A 21,053-nucleotide genomic window follows, 5' to 3' on the forward strand; every position below is an offset into this window, starting at 1 on the left:
GTGCTGTGGCACACTCTGCGCCGTGCTGCTCGCCACCTCCGTCTTTTCCTACGGGCACCGGGTCCCGGTGTCCGTCGCCGCTGGCTGAGCAGCCGCCGCAACGAACGCCCCGGGCCCGAGGAGCCCGGGGCGTTCCTCGTTCCCGGGGTCCGACGGCCACCGTCCCGTCCCGGAGGAACCGATGACCAGCGCCCTTCCCAGCAGCGCCGCCCTTCCGACCACACCCGCCGCCGACCAGCGCATCGCCGAGCTGCGGACCGAGATCGACGCCTGCGACGCCGAGATCATCCGGCTCGTGCAGCGCCGCCTGAGCGTGTCCGCCGAGATCGGGCAGCTGCGCCGCGCCTCCGGCGGCACCCGCCTGTCGCTGTCGCGCGAGCAGCAGGTGCTCGCCCGCTTCCAGGACGCGCTCGGTCCCGACGGCGCCACGCTGGGCCTGATGCTGCTGCGCCACGGCCGGGGCCGCCTGTAGCCGCGGTGTCACGGAGCGGGCGGCTGCGTCGTCTGCATGGCATCCCCGTCGGAGAGGACGCCGTCATGACCCTCGGCAGCACCGCCCGCATCCCGCTCGACCCGCCGCGCACCCTCGTCACCCGCGCCGTCGACTGGTACTCGCGCCGCACCTTCGGCGCGACGCTGGAACCGGCCGCCGCGATGGGGCACCACCCCCGGCTGCTGGTGACGCAGCTCCGCCACGAGCAGGCCCTGGCGAGGTGGAAGCGGCTCGACCCCACGCTCAAGTCGCTGGCCGTCATGTCGGCCGCGGTGACGGTCGGCTGCTCGTGGTGCGTCGACTTCGGCTACTGGATCGGCGCCTCGCACGAGGGCGTCGACCCGGCGAAGCTGCGCGCCGTCCCCACCTGGCGCGACGGCGACGCGCTCACCGACCTCGAGCGGCGGGTCGTCGAGTACGCCGAGGCCATGAGCACCACGCCGATGGGCGTCACCGACGAGATGGTCGCCGGCCTGCGGCGCGACCTCGACGACGCCGCCCTCGTCGAGCTGACCACGATGGTCGCCGTGGAGAACTCCCGGGCCCGCGCCAACAGCGCCCTCGGTCTGCACAGCCAGGGCTTCCGCGACCGCTGCGAGCTCCCGGCCCGGGCATGACCGACGTCCTGGCGGCGTTCGACGCTCACCGGCGGCTGTTGTTCACCGTCGCCTACCAGATGCTGGGCAGCGTCGCCGACGCCGAGGACGTCGTCCAGGACGCCTGGCTGCGCTGGTCGGCGGCCGACCGGGACGACGTCGCCGACCCGCGCGCCTACCTGGTGCGGGTCGCCACCCGGCTGGCGCTGGACCGGCTCGACTCCGCCCGCGCCCGCCGGGAGACCTACGTCGGCCCCTGGCTGCCCGAGCCGCTGCTCACCGGGGGTGCCGGCGACCCGGCCGACGACGCCGTGCTGGGCGACGAGGTCTCGCTGGCGCTGCTCGTCGTCCTCGAGACCCTCTCCCCCGCCGAGCGCGCCGTCTTCGTCCTCCGCGAGGTCTTCGGGGTGCCGGCCGGCGAGGTGGCCGCGGTGCTCGGCCGGTCGGAGGCCGCCGTCCGGCAGCTCGGCCACCGCGCCCGGGAACACGTGGCCGCCCGCCGGCCGCGGTTCGACGCCGACCCGCAGGCCCACCGGGAGGTCACCGAGCGGTTCCTGGCCGCGACCACGGGCGGTGACGTCGACGCGCTGCTGGCCGCGCTGGCCCCCGGCGCGGTGCTGGTGACCGACGGCGGAGGCAGGACCAAGGCGGCGCTGCGGCCGATCACCGGCGCGGCCAAGGTGGCCCGCTTCCTGACCGCGGTGGCGTCGGACGGCGCCTCGCTGCCGGGGCTGCGGATCGGCCTGGCGGAGGTCAACGGCCTGCCCGGCGTGGCGGCGTGGACCGACGCCGGCCCGTTCGTCGCGGTGTCGCTGGTGGTCGCCGACGGGCTGGTGCAGCAGGTCTTCGTGGTGCTCAACCCGGACAAGCTGGCCGGTCTGCGGCGGGACGGAGGGTCTTCTAGGCTCCGCCGGTGACCGCGCCCCCACCTGCCCGACCCGCCGAGCACGTGGAGCGCGCCCTCTGCGTGCTCGCCCATCCCGACGACGTCGACTTCGGCAGCGCCGGGACGGTGGCGAGCTGGACCGCGGCCGGCACCGAGGTCACCTACTGCATCGTCACCGACGGCGACGCCGGCGGCTTCGACGAGACGCCGCGCGAGCAGATGGGGCCGCTGCGGCGGGACGAGCAGCGTGCCGCGGCCGCCGCCGTCGGCGTCACCGACGTGCACTTCCTCGGCCATCCCGACGGCCGGCTCGAGCTGACCCTCGACCTGCGCCGGGACATCAGCCGGGTCATCCGCCGGGTCCGGCCGCAACGGGTGCTCACCAGCTCGCCGGAGCGCTGGTACGAGCGGGTCGGCGCCAGCCACCCCGACCACATGACCGTGGGCGAGTCGACCCTGCGCGCGGTCTACCCCGACGCCCGCAACCCGTTCGCCTTCCCCGAGCTGCTGGCCGACGAGGGCCTGGAGGCGTGGACGGTGAACGAGGTGTGGCTGGGCGCCAGCCCGCGGGCCGACCACGCCGTCGACGTCACCGACGTCGTCGAGCTGAAGTTCGCGGCGCTGAAGAGCCACGTGACCCAGGTCGGCCACCTCGACGACCTCGAGGCCTTCGTCACCGGCTGGATGGCGCAGACCGCCCGCCGCTTCGGCCTCCCCGACGGGCGCCTCGCCGAGGCCTTCCACGTCGTCCACACCGCCTGATCCCCGCGCACGCGACGGCGGGGCCGGCCCCGCAGGACCGGCCCCGCCGCCGAGGTGTCAGGCGTCGTGGTGGTGGCCCAGCCCGCCGTCCTCCCCTGCGAACGTGCCCTCGGGGCCGGCCGGCGCCGGCAGCTCGAAGGGCCGACCCGGGACCGCCTCGCCCGGCACGCCGTTCACGGACTCCGTGGAGTACGCGAACGTCAGCATGGCGAAGGCGATCAGGTCGCTGTCGACCTCGAGGGCGTGCGGATCGATGTTCCCGATGGTGTCGCAGGCCTCGTGGTAGCACGGGTCGAACTGCTCCCCGGCCGTGCCGCCCCAGATCGCCGCCTGCTCCTCGGTCTTGATCACCTCGGCACCGGTGAACAGGCCACCGGACGGGATGTCGGCGAGGATGAACGCCTCGTAGTCGCTCCGCCCGGAGAACTCGGTGTCGTCGTAGGGCTCACCGACGTGGGTGTAGTACGACTCGTAGAGGTCCTCGATCGCGATCGAGCCCTGCGGGATCGTCACGCCCTCGGGCGCCGGGAACGTCGACTGGTCGGAGTCGTAGACCATGAAGACGTAGTTCGGCGACCCGACCATGTCGTAGTTCATGTAGAGCGCGATGCGGTCCCGCTCGGCCTGCGACAGCCCCGCGACGTAGTCCGCCGAGCCGACCAGGCCCTGCTCCTCGGCGGCCCACCAGGCGAACCGCAGCGTGTTCTGCGGGGAGGAGTCGGCCATCATCAGGGCCGTCTCGAGGATCGCCGCCGAGCCGGAGCCGTTGTCGTTGATGCCCGGCCCCTCGGTGACGCTGTCGAGGTGCGCGCCGGCCATGACCACGTTGTCGGGGTCCTTCCCCGGCAGTTCGGCGATGACGTTGTGGTCGGTGCGCGTCTCGGCGGGCAGCACCTGGACGTGGGCGGTGGACCCCGCGGCGGTCAGGGCGATGCCGTCCTGGGAGCTCGCGCCGACCACGGGGATGCCGTGGGTGACCGGTCCGGGCGCCCCGGGGATCGGCGGGTCCACGCTCGTGGCGTCGGCCACGATCAGCTCCTCGCGGTCCGGGGTGTTGCCCTGGTTCATGACGACGACCGCCTCGGCGCCGGCCTGCTGGGCGTAGTGGGCCTTGGTCCCGAAGAAGCAGGTGCCGCGCTGCACGAGCGCGATGTCGGCGGGGCCGCTCCAGTCGAGACCGGTGAAGTCCGCGGCCTCACAGCCGCTGGTCGAGACAGCGTCGACGCCCGTGGCCAGGCTGATGTCGACCGGGACGACCCGGCCCTCGACCGTGCCGGAGCCGCTGCCCGTGAAGACACCGGTCTCGTACTCGGCCGCGGTCGGGGTGAGCTGGCGGAGCACGGCCGGGAAGTGGAACGTGATCTCGACCGGGTCGAGCGTGACCTGGTAGCCGGCCTCCTCGAGCAGGTCGCTCACGTACTCGACGCTGTCCGCGTAGCCGTCGGTGCCGGCCGCCCGGGTCCCGGGGTAGACCGGGTCCGTGCTGTTGTCGGCGATCTTCTGGAACTCCTCCAGGTGCTCCGTGACGCCCTCGAGCGTCACGCACTCGAGGAGCTCGTGGTACGTGTCGTTGCTGCGGTGCTCGCACCCGTGACCATCCGGCGCCGCGACCGCCGTGGCCGCCGGCAGCGAGAGGGCCACCAGCAACCCGCCCGCGCCTGCTGCGACGGCCCTTCCGGACCTCGTCCGACGATGTGCCATCCCGTTCCCCCTCGTCAGGTCCGCCGGGCTGCGATGACCGACGGACTCGTTCCGGTGCCCGTGCGGGCGAGGATGGCCTCGGGGAGACGGGAGGTACAGGGGCCGCCGTCGACCGCCTCGGGCCCGCGTCGGCACCGGCGGAGTCACCCGACCGCTCCGGGAGACGGCCGAGAGCCTGCTGAGGGGCGCACCGCTGCCGAGGCGCGACGGAGTGTGACGTAGGACACGCCTGGGGTCAGGGCTGACGCTCGGTCACCTGTCCACGACCGCCAGTCACTCAGAGCAGGCGGTTGGTGGCCGCCCACCGGGTGAGCTCGTTGCGGTTGGACAGCTGGAGCTTGCGCAGCACGTTCGACGCGTGCGACTCCACGGTCTTGACCGAGATGAACAACCGCGAGCCGATCTCCCGGTAGGTGTAGCCGCGGGCCAGCAGCTGCATGACCTCGCGCTCGCGGGCGCTGAGCAGGTCCAGACCGGGGTCGGTGGCCGGGTCCTCGGCCGGTGCCGACGGCGCGCTCGCGGCGAAGGCGTCGAGCACGAAGCCGGCCAGCCGGGGGCTGAAGACGACGTCGCCCTCGGCCACGCGCTGCACCGCCGACCGCAGGTCCGGCCCGGAGATGGTCTTGGTGACGTAGCCGCGGGCGCCGGCGCGGATGACCGCGATCACGTCCTCGGCGGCGTCGGACACCGACAGCGCCAGCCAGCGCACCTCGGGCAGCTCCGTGCGCAGCGCCTCGAGCACCGCCCGGCCCCCGCCCCCGGGCAGGTGCACGTCGAGCAGCACGACGTCGGGACGGGCCGCCCGGATGCCGGCGATCGCGGCGTCGGCGTCGGCGGCCTCACCGACGACGGAGACGGAGTCGCCGAGCTCGGCGCGGACGCCGGCGCGGACCATCGCGTGGTCGTCGACGAGGAAGACGCGGGTGCTCACGCGGCCGCCCCGCGCGGCAGCACGAGCTCGACCTCGGTGCCCTCGCCGGGCGCCGAGCGCACCGTCGCCGTCCCGCCCAGGCGGGCCAGCCGGCCGGTCACCGAGTCGCGCAGGCCGCGGCGGTCGGCCGGGACGGTCGCCGGGTCGAACCCGGCGCCGCGGTCGCGGACGTACACCGACACCGACTGCGCACCCACCTCGGTGTAGAGGTCGGCCGAGGTGACCCCGGCGTGCTTGGCGGCGTTGAACAGCGCCTCCCGGGTGGCCGCGCCGAGGGCGGCCAGTGCGTCGTCGACCGGGGCGTCGCCGACGACCACCGGGTCGACGGTCAGCGCGTGGTCGCCCTCCACCTCGGCGACCACCTGCGAGACCAGCCCCGCCCACGTGCCGCCGCCGGCCGACGCCGCCGGCTCGTACAGCCAGCTGCGCAGCTCGCGCTCCTGGCTGCGGGCCAGCCGCGCGACGGCCTGGTGGTCGTCGGCGTTCCGCTGGATGAGCGCGAGGGTCTGCAGCACCGAGTCGTGCAGGTGGGCGGCGACCGCGGCCCGCTCCTCGGAGCGGACGCGCGCGGTGCGCTCGGCCTCGCGCGAGTCGAGCAGCCGCCGCCAGAACGGCGCGGTGGCCAGCACGACGCCGACCAGGATGACGATGGTGGCGACGAAGCCGTTGCGGGCGGCGGCGAGCTGGCCGGTGGTGGCCAGCAGCAGCACCAGGCCGAGCGCGGCGAGCACCGCGCCGCCGGCGAGCACCCACCGGACGCCGGGGCGGGCCAGCGTGCTGTCGGTGTCCAGCTGCCGCCAGATGACGGCGAGCCCGCCGCCGACCAACAGCAGCGGGGCGATGAGGTCGTTGTTGCCCCAGGTGGCCAGGTTGGTGACCAGCACGAGCGCGCCGAGACCGAAGAAGGCCAGCCCGACGGTCTGCCGGCGGCTCGGCCGGGCGGTCGCCTCGGGGGCCACCTCGCCCAGCGGCACGAAGAACCACAGCACCGCGTAGGCGACGACGCCGATGCCGGTCACCGCGAGGACGACGAACACCGCGCGGACGACGAGCGGGTCGGTGCGCAGGTGCGCCGCCGTCCCCGCCGCGACCCCGGCCAGCAGCCGTCCCGACCGGGGCCGCACCAGCGGCGGGCGGGTGTCCGCGGCCGCGGTCGCGATGGCGGTCGCTCCCGCGGCCACGAGGGCGCCCCCGGTCGGCACGGAGGTGCCGCCCGGGGGCGCCGGGGCTGCCGTGGGCACGGCGACGGGACCGGCCGGCGGTCGGGCACCGGCCGGCGTCCCGCCCGGAGTGGGCGCGGTCGTCGTCACGGCACCGATCGTCGCACCGCGGCCGCCCGGCCCGGTACCGGGAAGACCCCGGACGGGCAGGACCAGGGTCGGATGGGGGCCTTCCCCGATGTCGCACCGGACGCCGGATGGGGACGCTCTGTGCCATGACCGCCCCGTTCCCTCCTCCGGCTCCGTCCCTCGAGCCCCCGCCACCCGTCCGGCCCACGCTCCGGCGAAGCCGCAGCGACAAGATGGTCGGCGGCGTCGCCGGCGGGCTGGCCGAGTACAGCGGCGTCGACCCCCTGCTGTGGCGCGTCGGCTTCGTCGCCCTGACCCTCGCGGGCGGCACCGGCGTCCTCGTCTACGTGCTGCTCCTGCTGCTCATGCCGCGGGCGCCGCGCCACACCGCCGTCGGCGGTGCACCCGCCGCGCCGCCCGGGCCGCGCTCGCCCGTCGCCGGGCTGACCGTGGCGGGCCTGCTCATCGCCGTCGGGCTGATGGTCCTGGTGACCCGCTACACCGACCTCGAGCCCGGGCCCCGCGGCTTCCTCGCCACCGCCCTGCTCGTCGTCGGCCTGGGGCTGGTCGCCACGGCCCTGACCCGCGGCCGCGCCCCGCGTGGCGGGCTGATCGCGCTCGGCTCGGTGCTGTCGCTGGCGCTGCTGTTCACCTCGTCGATCCCCGCGGGGACCGAGGACGGCGGCTTCGGGGACCGGACCCACCGGCCGGCCACCGCCGCGGACGTCCGGGACGCGTACCGCCTGGGTGCCGGCGACATGGAGGTCGACCTCTCCCGGATCGACGTCGACGACGTCGACGAGCCGATCGAGGTCCTCTTCGAGATGGGCGCCGGCGACCTCGACGTGGTCGTCCCCGCCGACGCCGACGTCCGGATCGAGGTGGAGCACGGCATCGGCGAGACCGAGGTGTTCGGGGACAGCTCCGGCGAGGGGTACCACCGGGCGCCGGGTGGCGACGACGACCCCGAGTTCGTCCTGAGCTTCGACCACGGATTCGGTGACCTGGAGGTGTCCCGTGCCTGACTACAGCGAGTTCCCCACCACCCCGACGGCCTGGCAGGAGCGCGCGCTGGCCGAGGAGTGGCAGCACGGCTCCACCCTCCTGCCGGTCGAGCAGCCGCCCCGGCGCCGCGTCGACCTGGTGGCCCTGGTGCCCGGCGTCGCCTTCGTCGTCCTGGCGCTGGTCTTCCTCGCCGGGGTGACCGTGCCGCTCGGCTTCCTCGCCGACGGCGGGCTGCTGTGGCTGGTCCTGGTCGGCGTCGGCGTGGCGCTGATGGTGAGCGAGCTGCGGAGGGTGCGCCGCAGGCGCGGCTGACCGCACGGGGCGGGGACGACGAGGGCCCGGGGAGCGACCAGCTCCCCGGGCCCTCGCGCGTCCTCAGCCGGCGACCCGGTCGACGAAGGCCAACGCCTCGCGCCACAGCCGCTCGGTGGCCGCCGCGTCGTACTCCGCGGGCAGGCCCGGGTCGGTGAACAGGTGGCCGCCGGCCGGGTACTCGAGCACCTCCAGCTCCCCGCCGGCCGCGGCCACGTCGGCGGCGAAGGCCCGGTCCCACTCCTCGGAGCGGAAGGGGTCGCCGGCCGCCCGGTGCAGCTGCGCCGGCAGCCCGGCCGGCCAGGACGGCGCCCCGAGGACCGCCATCGGCAGCGCCCCGGAGACCAGCAGCACGCCGCTGACCCGCCGCTGCGTGGCCACGAACTCGGCCATCCCGGCACCGTTGGAGAAGCCGGCGGCCACGAACCCGTCGGGGAGGTCACGGACGGCGCCGGCCGCCGCGGCCATCAGCGCCGGGAAGCCGACCCCCTCGACGTACGCGCCGGCGGCGCCGTAGTCGTCGAAGACCCGCCCGTCGTACTGGTCGACGACGAGGACCTCGTGCCCGGCGGCCCGCAGCCGGGCGGCGGAATCGGTGACGCCCTCGCGGACGCCGAGGACGGAGTGGAAGAGCGCGACGGTGGCCATGCACCCACGGTGACGGAGGGCCGGTGACACCGTCCTGTCACCGTCTCCTGCGAGGATCCGGAGCGTGAACCGCACCGACCGGTTGCACGCGCTGACCGAGGAGCTGCGCCGGGCCGGACCGCGCGGGCGCACGGCGCAGCGGCTGGCGGCGTGGCTGGAGGTCTCCCCACGCACCGTCAAACGCGACGTCGGCGCGCTGCAGCAGGCCGGCGTCCCGATCTGGGCGAGCGCCGGTCCCGGGGGCGGCTACGTGCTCGACGCGGCGGCCACGCTCCCGCCGGTCAACCTCACGCCGGCGCAGGCCGTCGCGGTCGCCGTGGCGCTGGCCGGGGCGTCGGACGCGCCGTTCGCCGTCGACGGCCGCGCGGCGCTGGAGAAGGTGCTCGACGTGCTCGGCCCGCAGGCCCGCGCGGAGGCCGAGCGGCTCGGCGGGCGGGTGTGGGTGCGGTCGCGCGCGGACGGCCGCCCCGACCCGGCGCCGGTGGTGGAGCAGGCGCTGGCCGGCCGCCGCGTCGTCGCGATCACCTACCGCGACCGCGGGGGGACGACGTCGCGCCGGCGGGTGGAGCCGCACCTGTTGGTCCGCACCGGCGACCGCTGGTACCTGGTCGGCTGGTGCCGCGAGCGCGACGCCCCGCGCTGGTTCCGGTGGGACCGCATCGAGGCGGCCGCCCTCACCCCGGAGGCCGCACCCGAACGCGACGCCGCCGCCTACGGCACCCCGCCCCCCGACGCCCACGCCGTCCGCCAGGCGGACGGCGAGTGGGCCGTCATTCCCACTCGATGGTGCCGGGCGGCTTGCTCGTGACGTCGAGGACGACCCTGTTGACCTCGGGCACCTCGTTGGTGATGCGGGTGGAGATCCGCGCCAGGACGTCGTAGGGCAGCCGGGTCCAGTCGGCGGTCATCGCGTCCTCGCTGGACACCGGCCGCAGCACCACGGGGTGGCCGTAGGTGCGGCCGTCGCCCTGGACGCCGACCGAGCGGACGTCGGCGAGCAGCACCACCGGGCACTGCCAGATCTCGGTGTCCGACTTCGCCGCGGTGAGCTCCTCGCGGGCGATCGCGTCGGCCCTCCGCAGCACGTCGAGCCGCTCGCGGGTGACCTCGCCGACGATGCGGATGCCGAGCCCCGGGCCGGGGAACGGCTGGCGCTGCACCAGCCGGTCGGGCAGGCCGAGCTGCCGGCCCACCTCGCGCACCTCGTCCTTGAACAGCGTCCGCAGCGGCTCGACGAGGGTGAACTGCAGGTCCTCGGGCAGGCCGCCGACGTTGTGGTGGCTCTTGATGTTCGCCGTCCCGGTGCCGCCGCCGGACTCGACGACGTCGGGGTAGAGCGTCCCCTGCACCAGGAAGTCGACGGTCTCGCCGTGCGCCTGGGCGTCGGCGACGACGTCGGTCGCGGCCTGCTCGAACACCCGGATGAACTCGCGGCCGATGATCTTGCGCTTCTGCTCCGGGTCGCTGACGCCGGCCAGCGCGGACAGGAACTGCCCGCTGGCGTCGACCACCCGCAGGTCCGCGCCGGTGACCTCGGCGAAGTCCCGCTCGATCTGCTCGGTCTCGCCCTCGCGCATGAGCCCGTGGTCGACGTACACGCAGGTGAGCCGGTCGCCGATGGCCCGCTGCACGAGCGCGGCGGCCACCGCGGAGTCGACACCGCCCGACAGCGCGCACAGCGCCCGGCGGTCCCCGATCCGCTCCCGGATCGCGGCCACCTGCTCGTCGACGACGTTGCTCATCGTCCAGGTCGGCACGAGGCCGGCGATGTCGAAGAGGAAGTGCTCGAGCACGGTCTGCCCGTGCGCGGTGTGCCGCACCTCCGGGTGGAACTGCACGCCGGCCAGCCGCCGGTCGACGTCCTCGAACGCCGCGACCGGCGCACCGGTGGAGGTGGCGGTGACGGTGAACCCGGGCGGCGGGGTGCTGACGGCGTCGCCGTGGCTCATCCACACCGACTGCTGCACGGGCAGGTCACCGAACAGCCGGCCGCCGGTGGTGACCGTCAGCGGCGTGCCGCCGTACTCGCGGTCGCCGGTGTGCGCCACGGTGCCGCCGAGCGACTGGGCCATGGCCTGGAAGCCGTAGCAGATGCCGAAGGCGGGGACGCCGCCCTCGAACAGCGCCGGGTCGACCTGCGGGGCGCCCTCGGCGTAGACGCTGGACGGGCCGCCGGAGAGCACGATCGCCGCGGGCTCGCGGGCGATGACCTGCTCGGCCGGCACGCTCGACGGGACGATCTCGGAGTAGACGCCGGCCTCGCGGATGCGCCGGGCGATGAGCTGGGCGTACTGCGCGCCGAAGTCGACGACGAGGACGGTCGGGAAGTCCATCAGCCGGCGTCGGGGGAGGTCGACCGGCCGCCGATCACCAGGTCCACGCGCTGGAACTCCTTGAGGTCGCGGTAGCCGGTCTTGGCCATGGTGCGGCGCAGCGCGCCGAAGAGGTTGGTGCGCCCGTCGGAGGTCTCCGCGGGGCCGAGCAGCAGCTGCTCCAGCGACCCCCGGGCCGGCACCGGCGCCGACGTCCCGCCGCGGGGCAGCCGCGGGTGCGCGGCCACCGAGTCCCACCAGACGCCGCCGGCCGGGGCCTCCTTCGCCGAGCGCAGCGGCTCGCCGAGCTGGACGGCGTCGGCACCGCAGGCCAGCGCCCGGGCGATCGCGCCGCTGGTCTCGATCCGGCCGTTGGCGATGACGTGCACGTACCGGCCGCCGGTCTCGTCGAGGTAGTCCCGGCGTGCGGCCGCGGCGTCGGCGATCGCGCTGGCCAGCGGCACGCGGATGCCCATGACGGCGTCGCCGGTGGAGAAGCTGTCGGCGCCCACGCCGACGACCACGCCGGCCGCGCCGGTGCGCATGAGGTGCAGCGCCGTCGTGTAGTTCGCCGCCCCACCCACGATCACCGGCACGTCGAGGTCGGCGATGAAGGACTTGAGGTTGAGCGCCGCGCCCTGGGTGGTCACGTGCTCGGCGGAGACGATCGTGCCCTGGATGACCAGCAGGTCGACGCCGGCGGCGAGCACGGCCGGCGCGAGCTGCTCGGTGTGCTGCGGCGAGACCCGCACCGCGGTGGTCCCGCCGGCGTCGCGCATCTCCTTGATCCGGGCGGTGATGAGGTCCGGCTTCACCGGCTCCGCGTAGACCTGCTGCAGGAGCGCCACCGGCGGCGGCGCCTCGGCGGCGGCGTCCCGGAGCTGCCGGTAGACCGGCAGCGGGTCGTCGTAGCGGGTCCAGAGCCCCTCGGCGTTGAGCACCCCGAGGCCGCCGGCCTGCCCGACGGCGATCGCCGTCGCCGGGCTGACGACGGCGTCGCTGGGGCTGGTGACCAGCGGGATGTCGAAGCGGAAGGCGTCGATCTGCCAGGCCGTGGAGACGTCGTCGACGTCGCGGGTGCGGCGGGAGGGGACGATCGAGACCTCGTCGAGGTCGTAGCCCCGGCGGGCGAAGCGGTTGAGGCCGATCTCGACGGTGTCGCGGGCGGGCATCGTCAGCGTCCTCGGTAGTTCGGGGCCTCGACGGTCATCTGGATGTCGTGCGGGTGGCTCTCGGTCAGCCCGGCCGACGTGATGCGCGTGAGCCGGCCGCGCTCCTGCAGGTCGGCGACGGTGGCCGCGCCCGCGTAGCCCATCGAGGCGCGCAGGCCGCCGACGAGCTGGTGGGCGACCGTGGCCAGCAGGCCGCGGTAGGGCACCTGGCCCTCGATGCCCTCGGGGACGAGCTTGTCGTCGGAGAGGACGTCGTCGGCGAAGTACCGGTCCCGGCTGAAGGACTGGTCGCCGCGCTTCTGCATGGCCCCGAGGGACCCCATGCCGCGGTAGGTCTTGAACTGCTTGCCGTTCATGAAGACCAGCTCGCCCGGGGCCTCCTCGACCCCGGCGAACAGGCCGCCGATCATCACGGTGTCGGCGCCGGCGACCAGGGCCTTGGCGATGTCGCCGGAGTACTGCAGGCCGCCGTCGGCGATGACCGGCACACCGGCCGGCCTGCACGCGAGGCTCGCCTCGTAGATGGCGCTGATCTGCGGGACGCCGACCCCGGCGACCACGCGGGTGGTGCAGATCGAGCCCGGGCCGACGCCGACCTTCACCGCGTCGGCGCCGGCGTCGACCAGCGCCTGCGCCCCGGCGCGGGTGGCCACGTTGCCGCCGACCACCTGCACACCGCCGTCGCCGCCGAAGTCCTTCCTCACCCGGGCGACCATGTCGAGCACCGCGCGCTGGTGACCGTGCGCGGTGTCGACGACGAGCACGTCGACCCCGGCGTCGACCAGCAGCCCGGCTCGCTTGTAGGCGTCCTCACCGACGCCGAGCGCCGCGCCCACGACCAGCCGGCCGTCGGCGTCCTTGGTGGCGTCCGGGTACTGGTCGCGCTTGACGAAGTCCTTGACCGTGATGAGGCCGCGCAGCCGCCCGGCGTCGTCGACGATCGGCAGCTTCTCGATCTTGTGCTGGGACAGCAGCCGCAGCGCGGTGTCGGCGTCGACGCCCACCGGGGCGGTGACCAGCGGCATCTTCGTCATGACGTCGCGGACCAGCCGGTGCGGGTCGGTCTCGAAGCGCATGTCGCGGTTGGTGACGATGCCGATGAGCACGCCCTCGTCGTCGACCACCGGGGCGCCGGAGATGCGGTACCGCCCGGACAGCGCGTCGACCTCGGCGAGGGTGTTGTCCGGCGAGCAGGTGACCGGGTTGGTGACCATGCCGGCCTCGGAGCGCTTGACCAGGTCGACCTGCCCGGCCTGCTCCTCGGCGGCGAGGTTGCGGTGCAGCACGCCGACGCCGCCGACCCGCGCCATGGCGATGGCCATGCGGGCCTCGGTGACGGTGTCCATCGCGCTGGACAGCAGCGGGACGGCGATCCGGATGCCGCGGGTCAGCCGGCTGCTGGTGTCGACCTCCGCCGGGACGACGTCGGACTCGCCGGGGATGAGCAGCACGTCGTCGTAGGTGAGGCCGAGCGGGGCGAACTTCGCCGGCAGCTCGGAGATCCGGTCGTCGGGCTGCATGATCGCCGCCACCCTCTCCGTCGGGTCAGCCCCCGGCAGAGGTGCGGGAACCGTCCCCGATCGTAGGCCGGGCACTCCTGCGGCCGGACGCCGCCGGGCGCTGGGCGTGGGAACCGTCGGCGGAGGCGGTTACCGTGGTCCTCCGGACGCGCGAGCCCGCGGGTCCGGGCCGGGACGACCGCGCCGCCAGTCCCGAGGCAGGAGGCACCCGTGAGCCCGTTCGACGACGACGCCCCGGGGCCCGACTTCGACGCACCGTCGGACCCGCCACCGCTGTCGATGGAGGAGCGGGCCGGCGTCCTCGACGACCTGGCCGAGCTCGAGGTCTTCCGCACGCTGCTCGAGCCCACCGGCATCAAGGGCATCGTCGTCGACTGCCCCGACTGCGACGAGGAGCACCACGTCGACTGGGCGCTGATGCAGGCCAACCTGCGCCAGCTGCTGGAGGAGGGGCAGACCGGCCGGCACGAGCCGCCGTTCGACCCCGACCCCGACGACTACGTCAGCTGGGACTACGCCAGCGGCTACGCCGACGGGGTGGCCGCGGTGGCCGAGCGCGAGGAGCCCGGCTCCGGCCGGAGCGGCCGCCACGCCCGCGAGGACTGAGTCAACGCGGTCCTACCGGACCGCACCGCGGCCGGGTGCCGTCCCGACCTGCGCCGAGCCGCTCCCGCAGGGCCACCCCCCTCGGGAACGCGCCGAGGGGCCCCTCCGGATCCCGGAAGGGCCCCTCGGTGCGTCCTCGTCGAGCTCAGGTCATCATGCCGCGGCGGAACCCCGTCGCGACCGCCTCGGCACGGTCCTTGGCGCCGAGCTTGCGGAACAGCCGGCGGGCGTGGGTCTTGATGGTGTCCTCGGAGAGGTAGAGCTCCCGGCCGATCTGGGCGTTGCTCTTGCCCTGGCTCATGCCGGTGAGCACCTGCATCTCGCGCATGGACAGGGTGACGGCCGGCGGGGCCTCGCGGACGGTCGTGCTGACCGCGCGCGGCCCGGTGCCGTTGAGCGGCGTGGCCCAGGCCGGGGCGGGCGCGCCGACCGAGGCCAGCGGCACCGGCGAGGGCTGCGGCGGGCGGCCGTCGGCGCGCAGGCCGACCCGGGACAGGCCCAGGCCCATCTCGAGGGCGCTGGCGTCCCAGCGGAGGTACCCGCGGGCCCCGACGGCGACCGCCGCGCGCACCGTCTCGGCGTCGTCGGGCGCACCCAGCACGAGCACCGGGACGCGGGGGTGGTTCCGGATGACCTGGCTGGCAACGGTGAGGCCGGTGTCCACGGCGCGCTGCGTGCCGACCAGCAGCACGTCCGGCTGCCGGGTGGCCAGGCGCTGCACGAGCGCGGCGGCGTCCCCGACGACCTCGACCCGGCCCACGAAGGGCAGGGCCACCAGGCGGCCGGCGACGTCGTCACGGACCCGACGGCGCTCGTCGTACACCCACACGGTCGTAGTCCCCTGACCCGGACCGCGCATCCTGTCGTCGATCACGCTGTGCTCCTCGTCTCCCCCGGCCGTGGAGGGCACCCGGGTCGTCCCGAGACCCGGAACGGCTCCGGCCTGGAAACCACCATGACCGGCTGTGACCGAGGGGAACACCCGTGATCACCCTGCGGAGGGAGACGGGGACCGGGAAAATGCTCGATCCCGGTGTGTTTGACCTCCGTGACCCTCGGGCACCGGCACCCTGCGACCGGACCGCCCCCTCCGGCTCGCACTGAGCCGAGGAGGACCGACATGGCCGACATCCGCCGTCTCCCGACGCCCGTCGCCGAGGTGTGGGACTGGCAGCTGCACGGCTCCTGCCGTGGTGAGAGCACCGCGCTGTTCTTCCACCCCGACGGCGAGCGCGGCCCCGCCCGTGCGCGTCGCCAGGCCGCCGCCAAGGCCGTCTGCGGCAAGTGCCCGGTCGTCGAGGCCTGCCTGAAGCACGCGCTGAGCGTCCGGGAGCCCTACGGCGTGTGGGGCGGCATGAGCGAGGAGGAGCGGGCCCGGCTGATCGCCGCGGAGCCCGCCGCCGTCGCCGCGGGGGTCTGAGCACCCCCTGAAGACCCCGGGAGGGCCGGTCCAGCAGCCGCTGGACCGGCCCTCCCGTCGTTCGTGCGGGGTCAGGCCGTGCGGTGCGCCCTCATCACCTCGTCGTGCACCCACGTGCGCCCCGCGTCGTGCGAGGTCTCGGCCGACCAGGTGAAGGCGTCGGGCCCGACGTCGGAGAAGCGCCAGCGCAGCCACGGCTCCTCGTCGTCGCTGAGCAGGACCACCCCGCCGTCGCCGGTGGGCCGCCCGGTGAAGCGGCGGACCCGCCCGTTGACCGGGTCCATCCAGGTGGAGCGCCACGTACCGGGCCGGTGCGGATCGGGGAAGCGGACCGTCGTCCCGTGGAAGGCGCGCGGGGGGACGCCGGCGCCCGGCTCCCCCGGGCCGGGCACGATCCACACGTCCTGCACCGCCCGGCCGCCGAGGACCCGCCCCACGTGCAGCTCCCCCACCGCCGTCGACCAGGTGCCGTCCGGCTCGAGGCCGGACCAGGACAGCCGCCAGGCGCCGGTCAACCCGCCGAACGGCGCCAGGTCGTCGTCGGTGCCGGCCGGCTCCGGTGTGTGCAGGACGTCGTACAGCACGGTGCCCTCCTCCGTCAGCCTGCTGTCCAGCTGACAGTAGGCTGTCATCATGACCGACGTCCAGGAGGCCTATCGGCTGCTCGTCGCCGACGTCTACGAGCTGGCCGGGGTCTCCCGCCGCACCAGCGAGGCGATCGCCGCGACGACCGGCCAGACCACCGCGCGGTGGCACGTGCTCAGCGTGCTGTCCGGGGCGCCGGCGACGGTGGCGACGGTGGCGCGCCGGCTCGGCCTGACCCGCCAGTCGGTGCAGCGGGTCGCCGACGACCTGCTCACCGACGGCCTGGTGAGCCGGGCGGCCAACCCCGACCACCGCACCGCCCCCCTGCTGGCGGTCACCGACCCGGGACGGCAGGTCCTGGCCACCCTGGTCGGGCGGGGTGACGCCGACCGGGTCCGCGTGCTGGACGCGGCGGGCACCTCCGCGGAGGAGCTGCTGGCCTGCCGCGAGGTGCTCCGGCGGCTGCTCGCGGCGCTCGACGGGACTCCCCCGGCCTGACACGCCGAGAGGGCCGGCCCGGCAGACGCCGGACCGGCCCTCTCGTCAGCCCCTGGCCGGGGGCCTCCCTCAGTGGCTGTGGCCGTGACCGTGCGAGTGGCCGTGCGTGTGGTGCCCGGCCCCCGCGTGGTCGTGCTCCTCCTCCGGCGCCTCGACGACGGCGGAGTCGGTGGTGAGGATCATCGCGGCGATCGACACCGCGTTGCCCAGCGCGGCCTTGGTGACCTTGACCGGGTCGATGACGCCCTGGGCGGCCAGGTCGCCGTACTCGCCGGTGGCGGCGTTGAAGCCGTTGCCGACCCCGAGGTCGCGGACCCTGCTGACGACGACGCGGCCCTCGAGGCCGGCGTTGTCGGCGATGCGGGCCAGCGGGGCCTCCAGTGCGCGCCGCACGGCGCGCGCGCCGGTCAGCTCGTCACCGGAGAGGTCCAGCGCGTCGATCGCGGCGGCGGCGTGCACGAGCGCCGAGCCACCCCCGGGGACGACGCCCTCCTCCACCGCGGCGCGGGTGGCGGCGATGGCGTCCTCGATGCGGTGCTTGCGCTCCTTGAGCTCGACCTCGGTGGCCGCGCCGACCCGGATGACGCCGATCCCGCCGGCGAGCTTGGCCAGCCGCTCCTGCAGCTTCTCGCGGTCCCAGTCGGAGTCGGTGTCCTCGATCTCGCGGCGGATCTGGGCGACCCGGTCGGAGATCGCGCCGGCCGTGCCGCCGCCGTCGACGACCGTGGTCGTGTCCTTGGTGACGGTGACGCGCCGGGCGGTGCCGAGCACCTCGAGGCCGACCTGGTCGAGCTTGAGGCCGACGTCCTCGCTGACGACCTGGCCGCCGGTGACGATGGCGAGGTCGGTCATGAACGCCTTGCGGCGGTCGCCGAAGTAGGGCGACTTGACCGCGACGACGCGGATCGTCTTGCGGATCGAGTTGACGACGAGGGTGGACAGCGCCTCGCCCTCGACGTCCTCGGCGACGATCAGCAGCGGACGGGCGCCCGAGCCGAGGACCTTCTCCAGCAGCGGCAGCAGGTCGGCCAGCGAGCTGACCTTGCCCTGCACCAGCAGCACGAGGGTGTCCTCCAGGACGGCCTCCATGGCCTCCTGGTCGGTGACGAAGTAGGGCGAGAGGTAGCCCTTGTCGAACTGCAGGCCCTCGGTGACGTCGAGCTCGGTGGAGAGGGTGTTGCTCTCCTCGACGGTGATGACGCCGTCCTTGCCGACCTTCTCCATCGCCTCGCCGATCAGCTGACCGACCTCGGCGTCCTGTGCGGAGACGGTCGCGACGCCGGCGATGGCCGACTGGTCGTCGACCGGGATGGCGACCTCGTCGAGGGCCTTGCTGACCGCGTCGACGGCGGCGCGCATGCCGCGGCCGAGCTCCATCGGGTTGGCGCCGGCGGCGACGTTGCGCATGCCCTCCTTGACGAGGGCCTGGGCCAGCACGGTGGCGGTGGTGGTGCCGTCACCGGCGACGTCGTTGGTCTTGGTGGCGACGTTCTTGGCCAGCTGCGCGCCGAGGTTCTCGTACGGGTCCTCGAGCTCGACCTCGCGGGCGATGGTGACGCCGTCGTTGGTGATGGTCGGGGCGCCGAACTTCTTGTCGAGGACGACGTTGCGCCCGCGCGGGCCGAGCGTCACCTTGACGGTGTCGGCGAGCTTGTCCACGCCGCGCTCGAGCGCGCGGCGGGCATCCTCGTTGAACTTGATGATCTTGGCCATGGGGCCCTTCCGATCAGGATCTCTACGGGGGAGGACGACGACCGCCCCGGGACCCGGTCAGTACGGGTCGCCGGGGCGGTCGGGGAGATCTAGCGGGGAAGTGGGGTCACTTCTCCACGACGGCGAGCAGGTCGCGGGCGGAGAGCACGAGGTACTCCTCGCCGGCGTACTTGACCTCGGTGCCGCCGTACTTCGAGTAGATGACGACGTCACCGACGTTGACGTCGAGCGGGACGCGGTTGCCGTTGTCGTCGATGCGGCCGGGGCCCACGGCGATGACCGTGCCCTCCTGCGGCTTCTCCTTGGCGGTGTCCGGGATGACCAGGCCGGAGGCGGTGGTGGTCTCGGCCTCGTTGGCCTGGACGACGACGCGGTCCTCGAGCGGCTTGATGTTGACCTTGGTAGCGGTCGTCACGAGGTGACGCCCCCTTCGGGATCGGACGGCGGGTGGTTTCGCATGCTGTGGCACGGGGGCCGGGCCTGCCGTCGCGGGGGTCAGGCACCTGCCCGTGTCGATTGGCACTCTACCCATGAGAGTGCCAGCCGCTCAACCGGGTCGCCGGTCCGGTGGAGCGCTGTCTGCGGGAGGCTGAGCGCGTGCCCGACCAGCCCGCCGACACGGCCGTCCTCGCGCTGCTCCGCGGGCCCGAGGGGAGCGCGGCGACGGCGCGTGCCGCGGCCCTGCTCGCCGAGGGCGCCGACGTGCTGACCGGGGTGGCGCGGCTGCGCACGGAGGTCGGCCCGGAGCTGGCCGGCCCGGCGTGGGAGCTGGCCCGGCTGCGGGAGCGGGCCCGGCCGGCGTTCGGCGCCGACGCCGACCGGCTGTTCCTCACCGCCGACACCCTCGAGCAGGCCGGCCGCCCCGAGCTCGCCGCCCGCCGCGCCGCCCGGCTGCTCGCCGACGGCACCGACTCCGCCGCCGACCTCGGCTGCGCGGCCGGCACGGACACCGTGGCCCTCGCCCGGGCCGGCGCGCGGGTGCTCGCCGTCGACCGCGACCCGGTGGCCCGGGAGCTGACCGCCGCCAACACCGCCGCCCTCGGGGTGGACGACGACGTGTGGGTGGTCGCCGGCGACGTCGTCGAGCTGGTGGCGGCCGCCCGCGGCGGGGAGGTGGCCGGCTGCGGCGCCGCCGTCCTCGACCCCGCCCGGCGGGCCGGCGGGAGGCGGCAGCTCGACCCCGACCGCTGGTCGCCGCCGTGGTCCACGGTGACCGCGCTGCTCGACCGGGTCCCGCGCGCGGTGGTCAAGGTGGCGCCGGGCCTGGACCACGATCGCATCCCCGAGGGCGTCGAGGCCGAGTGGGTGTCGGTGCGCGGGTCGATCGTCGAGGCGTTGCTGTGGGGCCGCGCGGTGTCGGCGACGTGGCGGCGGGCGACCGTCGTCCGCGAGGGGACGGCGCACGAGCTGACCGCCGACGCCGATCCCGGCCCCGCCGACGCCGGCCCGGTGCGCGCCTGGCTGCACGAGCCCGACCCCGCCGTCATCCGCTCGGGACTGGTGTCCCTGGTGGCCGCGGAGCTCGGCGCCACGCTGGTCGACCCGACGATCGCCTACCTGACCTCCGACGAGCGGGCCGGGAGCCCGTGGGTGAGCTCGTACCGGGTCGACGAGGTGCTGCCGTTCAACCTCAAGAAGCTCAAGGCGCTGCTGCGGGACCGCGGCGTCGGCCGCGTGGTGGTCAAGAAGCGCGGGTCGGCGATCGAGCCCGAGTCCCTCGCCCGGCAGCTGCGCGGCCCGGGCGCGGGGACGGCGACCGTCGTCGTCACCCGCGTGGCCGGCGCGCCCACCGCCCTCGTGTGCGCCATCAACCCAGGTTGACGAATCCGGCGCATCAACCTAGGTTGATGCCCGTGGCAGGCGGACCGGTGACGGTGCCGGGTCCCGAGGACCCGGAGGCGGCGCTCGCCGCCGTCGTCGCCCTGCGCCGGCTCGCGAGCCGGCTCGAGGTGGAGGCGGTGGCCGAGGCGGTCGGCCGGGGCTGGACGTGGGCCCAGGTCGGCGAGGCCCTCGGCATCAGCGCGCAGGCCGCCCACAAGAGGTTCGCCACCGAGGTCCGCGCGCGGCGCGGGCACCGACCGGAGAGGACTGGCTGATGGGGATCGTCACCGCGCTACGGGACCTGCGCACGGTGCGGGCACTGCTGACCGGCGCCGAGGCCGAGGCGCGCAGCAGTGGCGAGCGGACGCCGGGGCCCGAGCACCTGCTGCTGGCCGCCACCGCGCTGCCCGACGGCACGGCGTCCGCCGCCCTCGCCCGGGTCGGCGTCGACGCCGACCGGCTGCGGGCGGCCGTCGAGACCGCCCACGCGACCGCGCTCGCGTCGGTCGGCGTCGGGGCGGACGCCGGTGAGCCCGCGCTGCGCGGCCCGGCCACCGGGCCCATGCGCTCGACGCCGCAGGCCCAGCAGGTCTTCCGCGAGGCCGTGGCGGCGGCCGAGGCGGCCCGCTCCCCGCTGCGCGGCGCGCACGTCGTCGCCGCGGTGTGCGACCTCGAGCGCGGCACCGCCGCCCGGGCACTGTCGGCCCTCGGCGTCGACCGCGAGCGGCTCCGCGACGCCGCCCACGACGCCGCCCACGACGTCGGCTAGGCGGCAGGAACGGC

General features: G+C 75.1%; 24 protein-coding genes. 13 read left to right on the top strand and 11 right to left on the bottom strand.

Features of this window, described 5'->3' with window-relative positions; translation table 11 throughout:
• The first annotated feature begins 181 nt into the window (after window positions 1-181).
• The 4 genes from HLV61_RS17360 to HLV61_RS17375 all read left to right on the top strand — a co-directional run bounded on the left by HLV61_RS17360 (window position 182) and on the right by HLV61_RS17375 (window position 2,737).
• Window positions 182-472 (top strand): chorismate mutase, encoded by a 291-nt coding sequence (locus HLV61_RS17360; RefSeq protein ID WP_369257662.1) that lies wholly within the window; start codon window positions 182-184, stop codon window positions 470-472.
• Window positions 473-537: 65 nt separating this feature from the next.
• Complete coding sequence (locus tag HLV61_RS17365) at window positions 538-1,110, top strand: carboxymuconolactone decarboxylase family protein (protein ID WP_369257664.1); 573 nt, start codon at window positions 538-540, stop codon at window positions 1,108-1,110.
• On the top strand, window positions 1,107-2,006 hold the full coding sequence (gene sigJ, locus HLV61_RS17370; protein WP_369257665.1) for an RNA polymerase sigma factor SigJ: 900 nt from the start codon (window positions 1,107-1,109) through the stop codon (window positions 2,004-2,006). Before HLV61_RS17365 ends, sigJ begins: the two co-directional genes overlap by 4 nt.
• Window positions 2,003-2,737 (top strand): PIG-L deacetylase family protein, encoded by a 735-nt coding sequence (locus tag HLV61_RS17375; RefSeq protein ID WP_369257666.1) that lies wholly within the window; start codon window positions 2,003-2,005, stop codon window positions 2,735-2,737. The genes sigJ and HLV61_RS17375 overlap by 4 nt, the downstream gene beginning before the upstream one ends.
• 57 nt (window positions 2,738-2,794) lie before the next feature.
• Here the strand turns inward: HLV61_RS17375 and HLV61_RS17380 are convergent, their stop codons facing one another.
• The 3 genes from HLV61_RS17380 to HLV61_RS17390 all read right to left on the bottom strand — a co-directional run bounded on the left by HLV61_RS17380 (window position 2,795) and on the right by HLV61_RS17390 (window position 6,679).
• Window positions 2,795-4,378: a M28 family metallopeptidase gene (locus tag HLV61_RS17380; protein ID WP_369257668.1), complete on the bottom strand. Its 1,584-nt coding sequence runs from the start codon at window positions 4,376-4,378 to the stop codon at window positions 2,795-2,797.
• 337 nt (window positions 4,379-4,715) lie between these two features.
• On the bottom strand, window positions 4,716-5,369 hold the full coding sequence (locus HLV61_RS17385) for a response regulator (RefSeq protein WP_369257669.1): 654 nt from the start codon (window positions 5,367-5,369) through the stop codon (window positions 4,716-4,718).
• A complete protein-coding gene (locus HLV61_RS17390; RefSeq protein WP_369257671.1) occupies window positions 5,366-6,679 on the bottom strand; it encodes an ATP-binding protein in 1,314 nt (437 codons plus the stop codon). The genes HLV61_RS17385 and HLV61_RS17390 overlap by 4 nt, the downstream gene beginning before the upstream one ends.
• Window positions 6,680-6,804: 125 nt before the next feature.
• Here HLV61_RS17390 and HLV61_RS17395 point away from each other — a divergent pair, with 125 nt between their 5' ends.
• Together HLV61_RS17395 and HLV61_RS17400 are read left to right on the top strand one after the other, a co-directional pair.
• Window positions 6,805-7,683, top strand: coding sequence for a PspC domain-containing protein (locus HLV61_RS17395; protein ID WP_369257673.1), 879 nt, complete (start codon window positions 6,805-6,807; stop codon window positions 7,681-7,683).
• Entirely contained in the window at window positions 7,676-7,975 is a 300-nt protein-coding gene (locus HLV61_RS17400; RefSeq protein WP_369257675.1) for a hypothetical protein, read from the top strand. The genes HLV61_RS17395 and HLV61_RS17400 overlap by 8 nt, the downstream gene beginning before the upstream one ends.
• A gap of 63 nt (window positions 7,976-8,038) precedes the next feature.
• On the opposite strand, the gene HLV61_RS17405 is transcribed toward HLV61_RS17400, so the two are convergent.
• Entirely contained in the window at window positions 8,039-8,623 is a 585-nt protein-coding gene (locus tag HLV61_RS17405; protein WP_369257677.1) for a dienelactone hydrolase family protein, read from the bottom strand.
• 64 nt (window positions 8,624-8,687) lie between these two features.
• On the opposite strand from HLV61_RS17405, the gene HLV61_RS17410 reads away from it, so the two are divergent.
• The gene (locus HLV61_RS17410) at window positions 8,688-9,431 is read left to right on the top strand and encodes a helix-turn-helix transcriptional regulator (protein WP_369257679.1); all 744 of its coding nucleotides are present in this window, start codon (window positions 8,688-8,690) and stop codon (window positions 9,429-9,431) included.
• On the opposite strand, the gene guaA is transcribed toward HLV61_RS17410, so the two are convergent.
• Genes guaA through guaB form a run of 3 tightly spaced genes read right to left on the bottom strand, consistent with a single transcriptional unit; the run spans window position 9,394 to window position 13,627 of the window.
• Window positions 9,394-10,956 carry a glutamine-hydrolyzing GMP synthase gene (guaA, locus tag HLV61_RS17415; protein WP_369257681.1) on the bottom strand — a complete coding sequence of 521 codons (1,563 nt, stop codon included), beginning with the start codon at window positions 10,954-10,956 and terminating at the stop codon, window positions 9,394-9,396. The two genes, HLV61_RS17410 and guaA, sit on opposite strands and share 38 nt — an antisense overlap.
• Window positions 10,956-12,107 (bottom strand): GuaB3 family IMP dehydrogenase-related protein, encoded by a 1,152-nt coding sequence (locus HLV61_RS17420; RefSeq protein ID WP_369257683.1) that lies wholly within the window; start codon window positions 12,105-12,107, stop codon window positions 10,956-10,958. Before HLV61_RS17420 ends, guaA begins: the two co-directional genes overlap by 1 nt.
• 2 nt (window positions 12,108-12,109) lie before the next feature.
• Window positions 12,110-13,627: an IMP dehydrogenase gene (guaB, locus tag HLV61_RS17425; protein ID WP_369257685.1), complete on the bottom strand. Its 1,518-nt coding sequence runs from the start codon at window positions 13,625-13,627 to the stop codon at window positions 12,110-12,112.
• A gap of 210 nt (window positions 13,628-13,837) precedes the next feature.
• Here guaB and HLV61_RS17430 point away from each other — a divergent pair, with 210 nt between their 5' ends.
• On the top strand, window positions 13,838-14,233 hold the full coding sequence (locus HLV61_RS17430) for a DUF5319 family protein (protein ID WP_369257687.1): 396 nt from the start codon (window positions 13,838-13,840) through the stop codon (window positions 14,231-14,233).
• 145 nt (window positions 14,234-14,378) lie between these two features.
• Here HLV61_RS17430 and HLV61_RS17435 read toward each other — a convergent pair whose 3' ends face one another.
• Window positions 14,379-15,107 (bottom strand): response regulator transcription factor, encoded by a 729-nt coding sequence (locus tag HLV61_RS17435; RefSeq protein ID WP_440284970.1) that lies wholly within the window; start codon window positions 15,105-15,107, stop codon window positions 14,379-14,381.
• A 246-nt stretch (window positions 15,108-15,353) separates the two neighbouring features.
• Between HLV61_RS17435 and HLV61_RS17440 the strand changes: the two genes are divergently transcribed.
• Entirely contained in the window at window positions 15,354-15,653 is a 300-nt protein-coding gene (locus HLV61_RS17440; protein ID WP_093578148.1) for a WhiB family transcriptional regulator, read from the top strand.
• A gap of 71 nt (window positions 15,654-15,724) precedes the next feature.
• Here HLV61_RS17440 and HLV61_RS17445 read toward each other — a convergent pair whose 3' ends face one another.
• A complete protein-coding gene (locus tag HLV61_RS17445; protein WP_369257689.1) occupies window positions 15,725-16,237 on the bottom strand; it encodes a hypothetical protein in 513 nt (170 codons plus the stop codon).
• Between the two features lie 49 nt (window positions 16,238-16,286).
• Between HLV61_RS17445 and HLV61_RS17450 the strand changes: the two genes are divergently transcribed.
• Window positions 16,287-16,736: a MarR family winged helix-turn-helix transcriptional regulator gene (locus HLV61_RS17450; protein ID WP_369257691.1), complete on the top strand. Its 450-nt coding sequence runs from the start codon at window positions 16,287-16,289 to the stop codon at window positions 16,734-16,736.
• A gap of 69 nt (window positions 16,737-16,805) precedes the next feature.
• Here HLV61_RS17450 and groL read toward each other — a convergent pair whose 3' ends face one another.
• Window positions 16,806-18,449 (bottom strand): chaperonin GroEL, encoded by a 1,644-nt coding sequence (gene groL / locus HLV61_RS17455; protein WP_369257693.1) that lies wholly within the window; start codon window positions 18,447-18,449, stop codon window positions 16,806-16,808.
• 106 nt (window positions 18,450-18,555) lie between these two features.
• Entirely contained in the window at window positions 18,556-18,864 is a 309-nt protein-coding gene (gene groES / locus HLV61_RS17460; RefSeq protein WP_110005357.1) for a co-chaperone GroES, read from the bottom strand.
• A 182-nt stretch (window positions 18,865-19,046) separates the two neighbouring features.
• Between groES and HLV61_RS17465 the strand changes: the two genes are divergently transcribed.
• From HLV61_RS17465 to HLV61_RS17475, 3 genes are read left to right on the top strand one after another with little or no spacing between them, the layout of a single operon-like run.
• A complete protein-coding gene (locus HLV61_RS17465; RefSeq protein ID WP_369257695.1) occupies window positions 19,047-20,270 on the top strand; it encodes a class I SAM-dependent methyltransferase in 1,224 nt (407 codons plus the stop codon).
• Window positions 20,271-20,302: 32 nt separating this feature from the next.
• Window positions 20,303-20,545 (top strand): RNA polymerase subunit sigma-70, encoded by a 243-nt coding sequence (locus tag HLV61_RS17470; RefSeq protein WP_369257697.1) that lies wholly within the window; start codon window positions 20,303-20,305, stop codon window positions 20,543-20,545.
• Window positions 20,545-21,039, top strand: a complete 495-nt coding sequence (locus HLV61_RS17475) for a Clp protease N-terminal domain-containing protein (RefSeq protein ID WP_369257699.1) — start codon at window positions 20,545-20,547, stop codon at window positions 21,037-21,039. The genes HLV61_RS17470 and HLV61_RS17475 overlap by 1 nt, the downstream gene beginning before the upstream one ends.
• The last annotated feature ends 14 nt before the right edge of the window (window positions 21,040-21,053 follow it).

Origin of the sequence: Geodermatophilus amargosae (genome assembly GCF_041028265.1) — a bacterium.
Classification (GTDB): domain Bacteria; phylum Actinomycetota; class Actinomycetes; order Mycobacteriales; family Geodermatophilaceae; genus Geodermatophilus; species Geodermatophilus amargosae_A.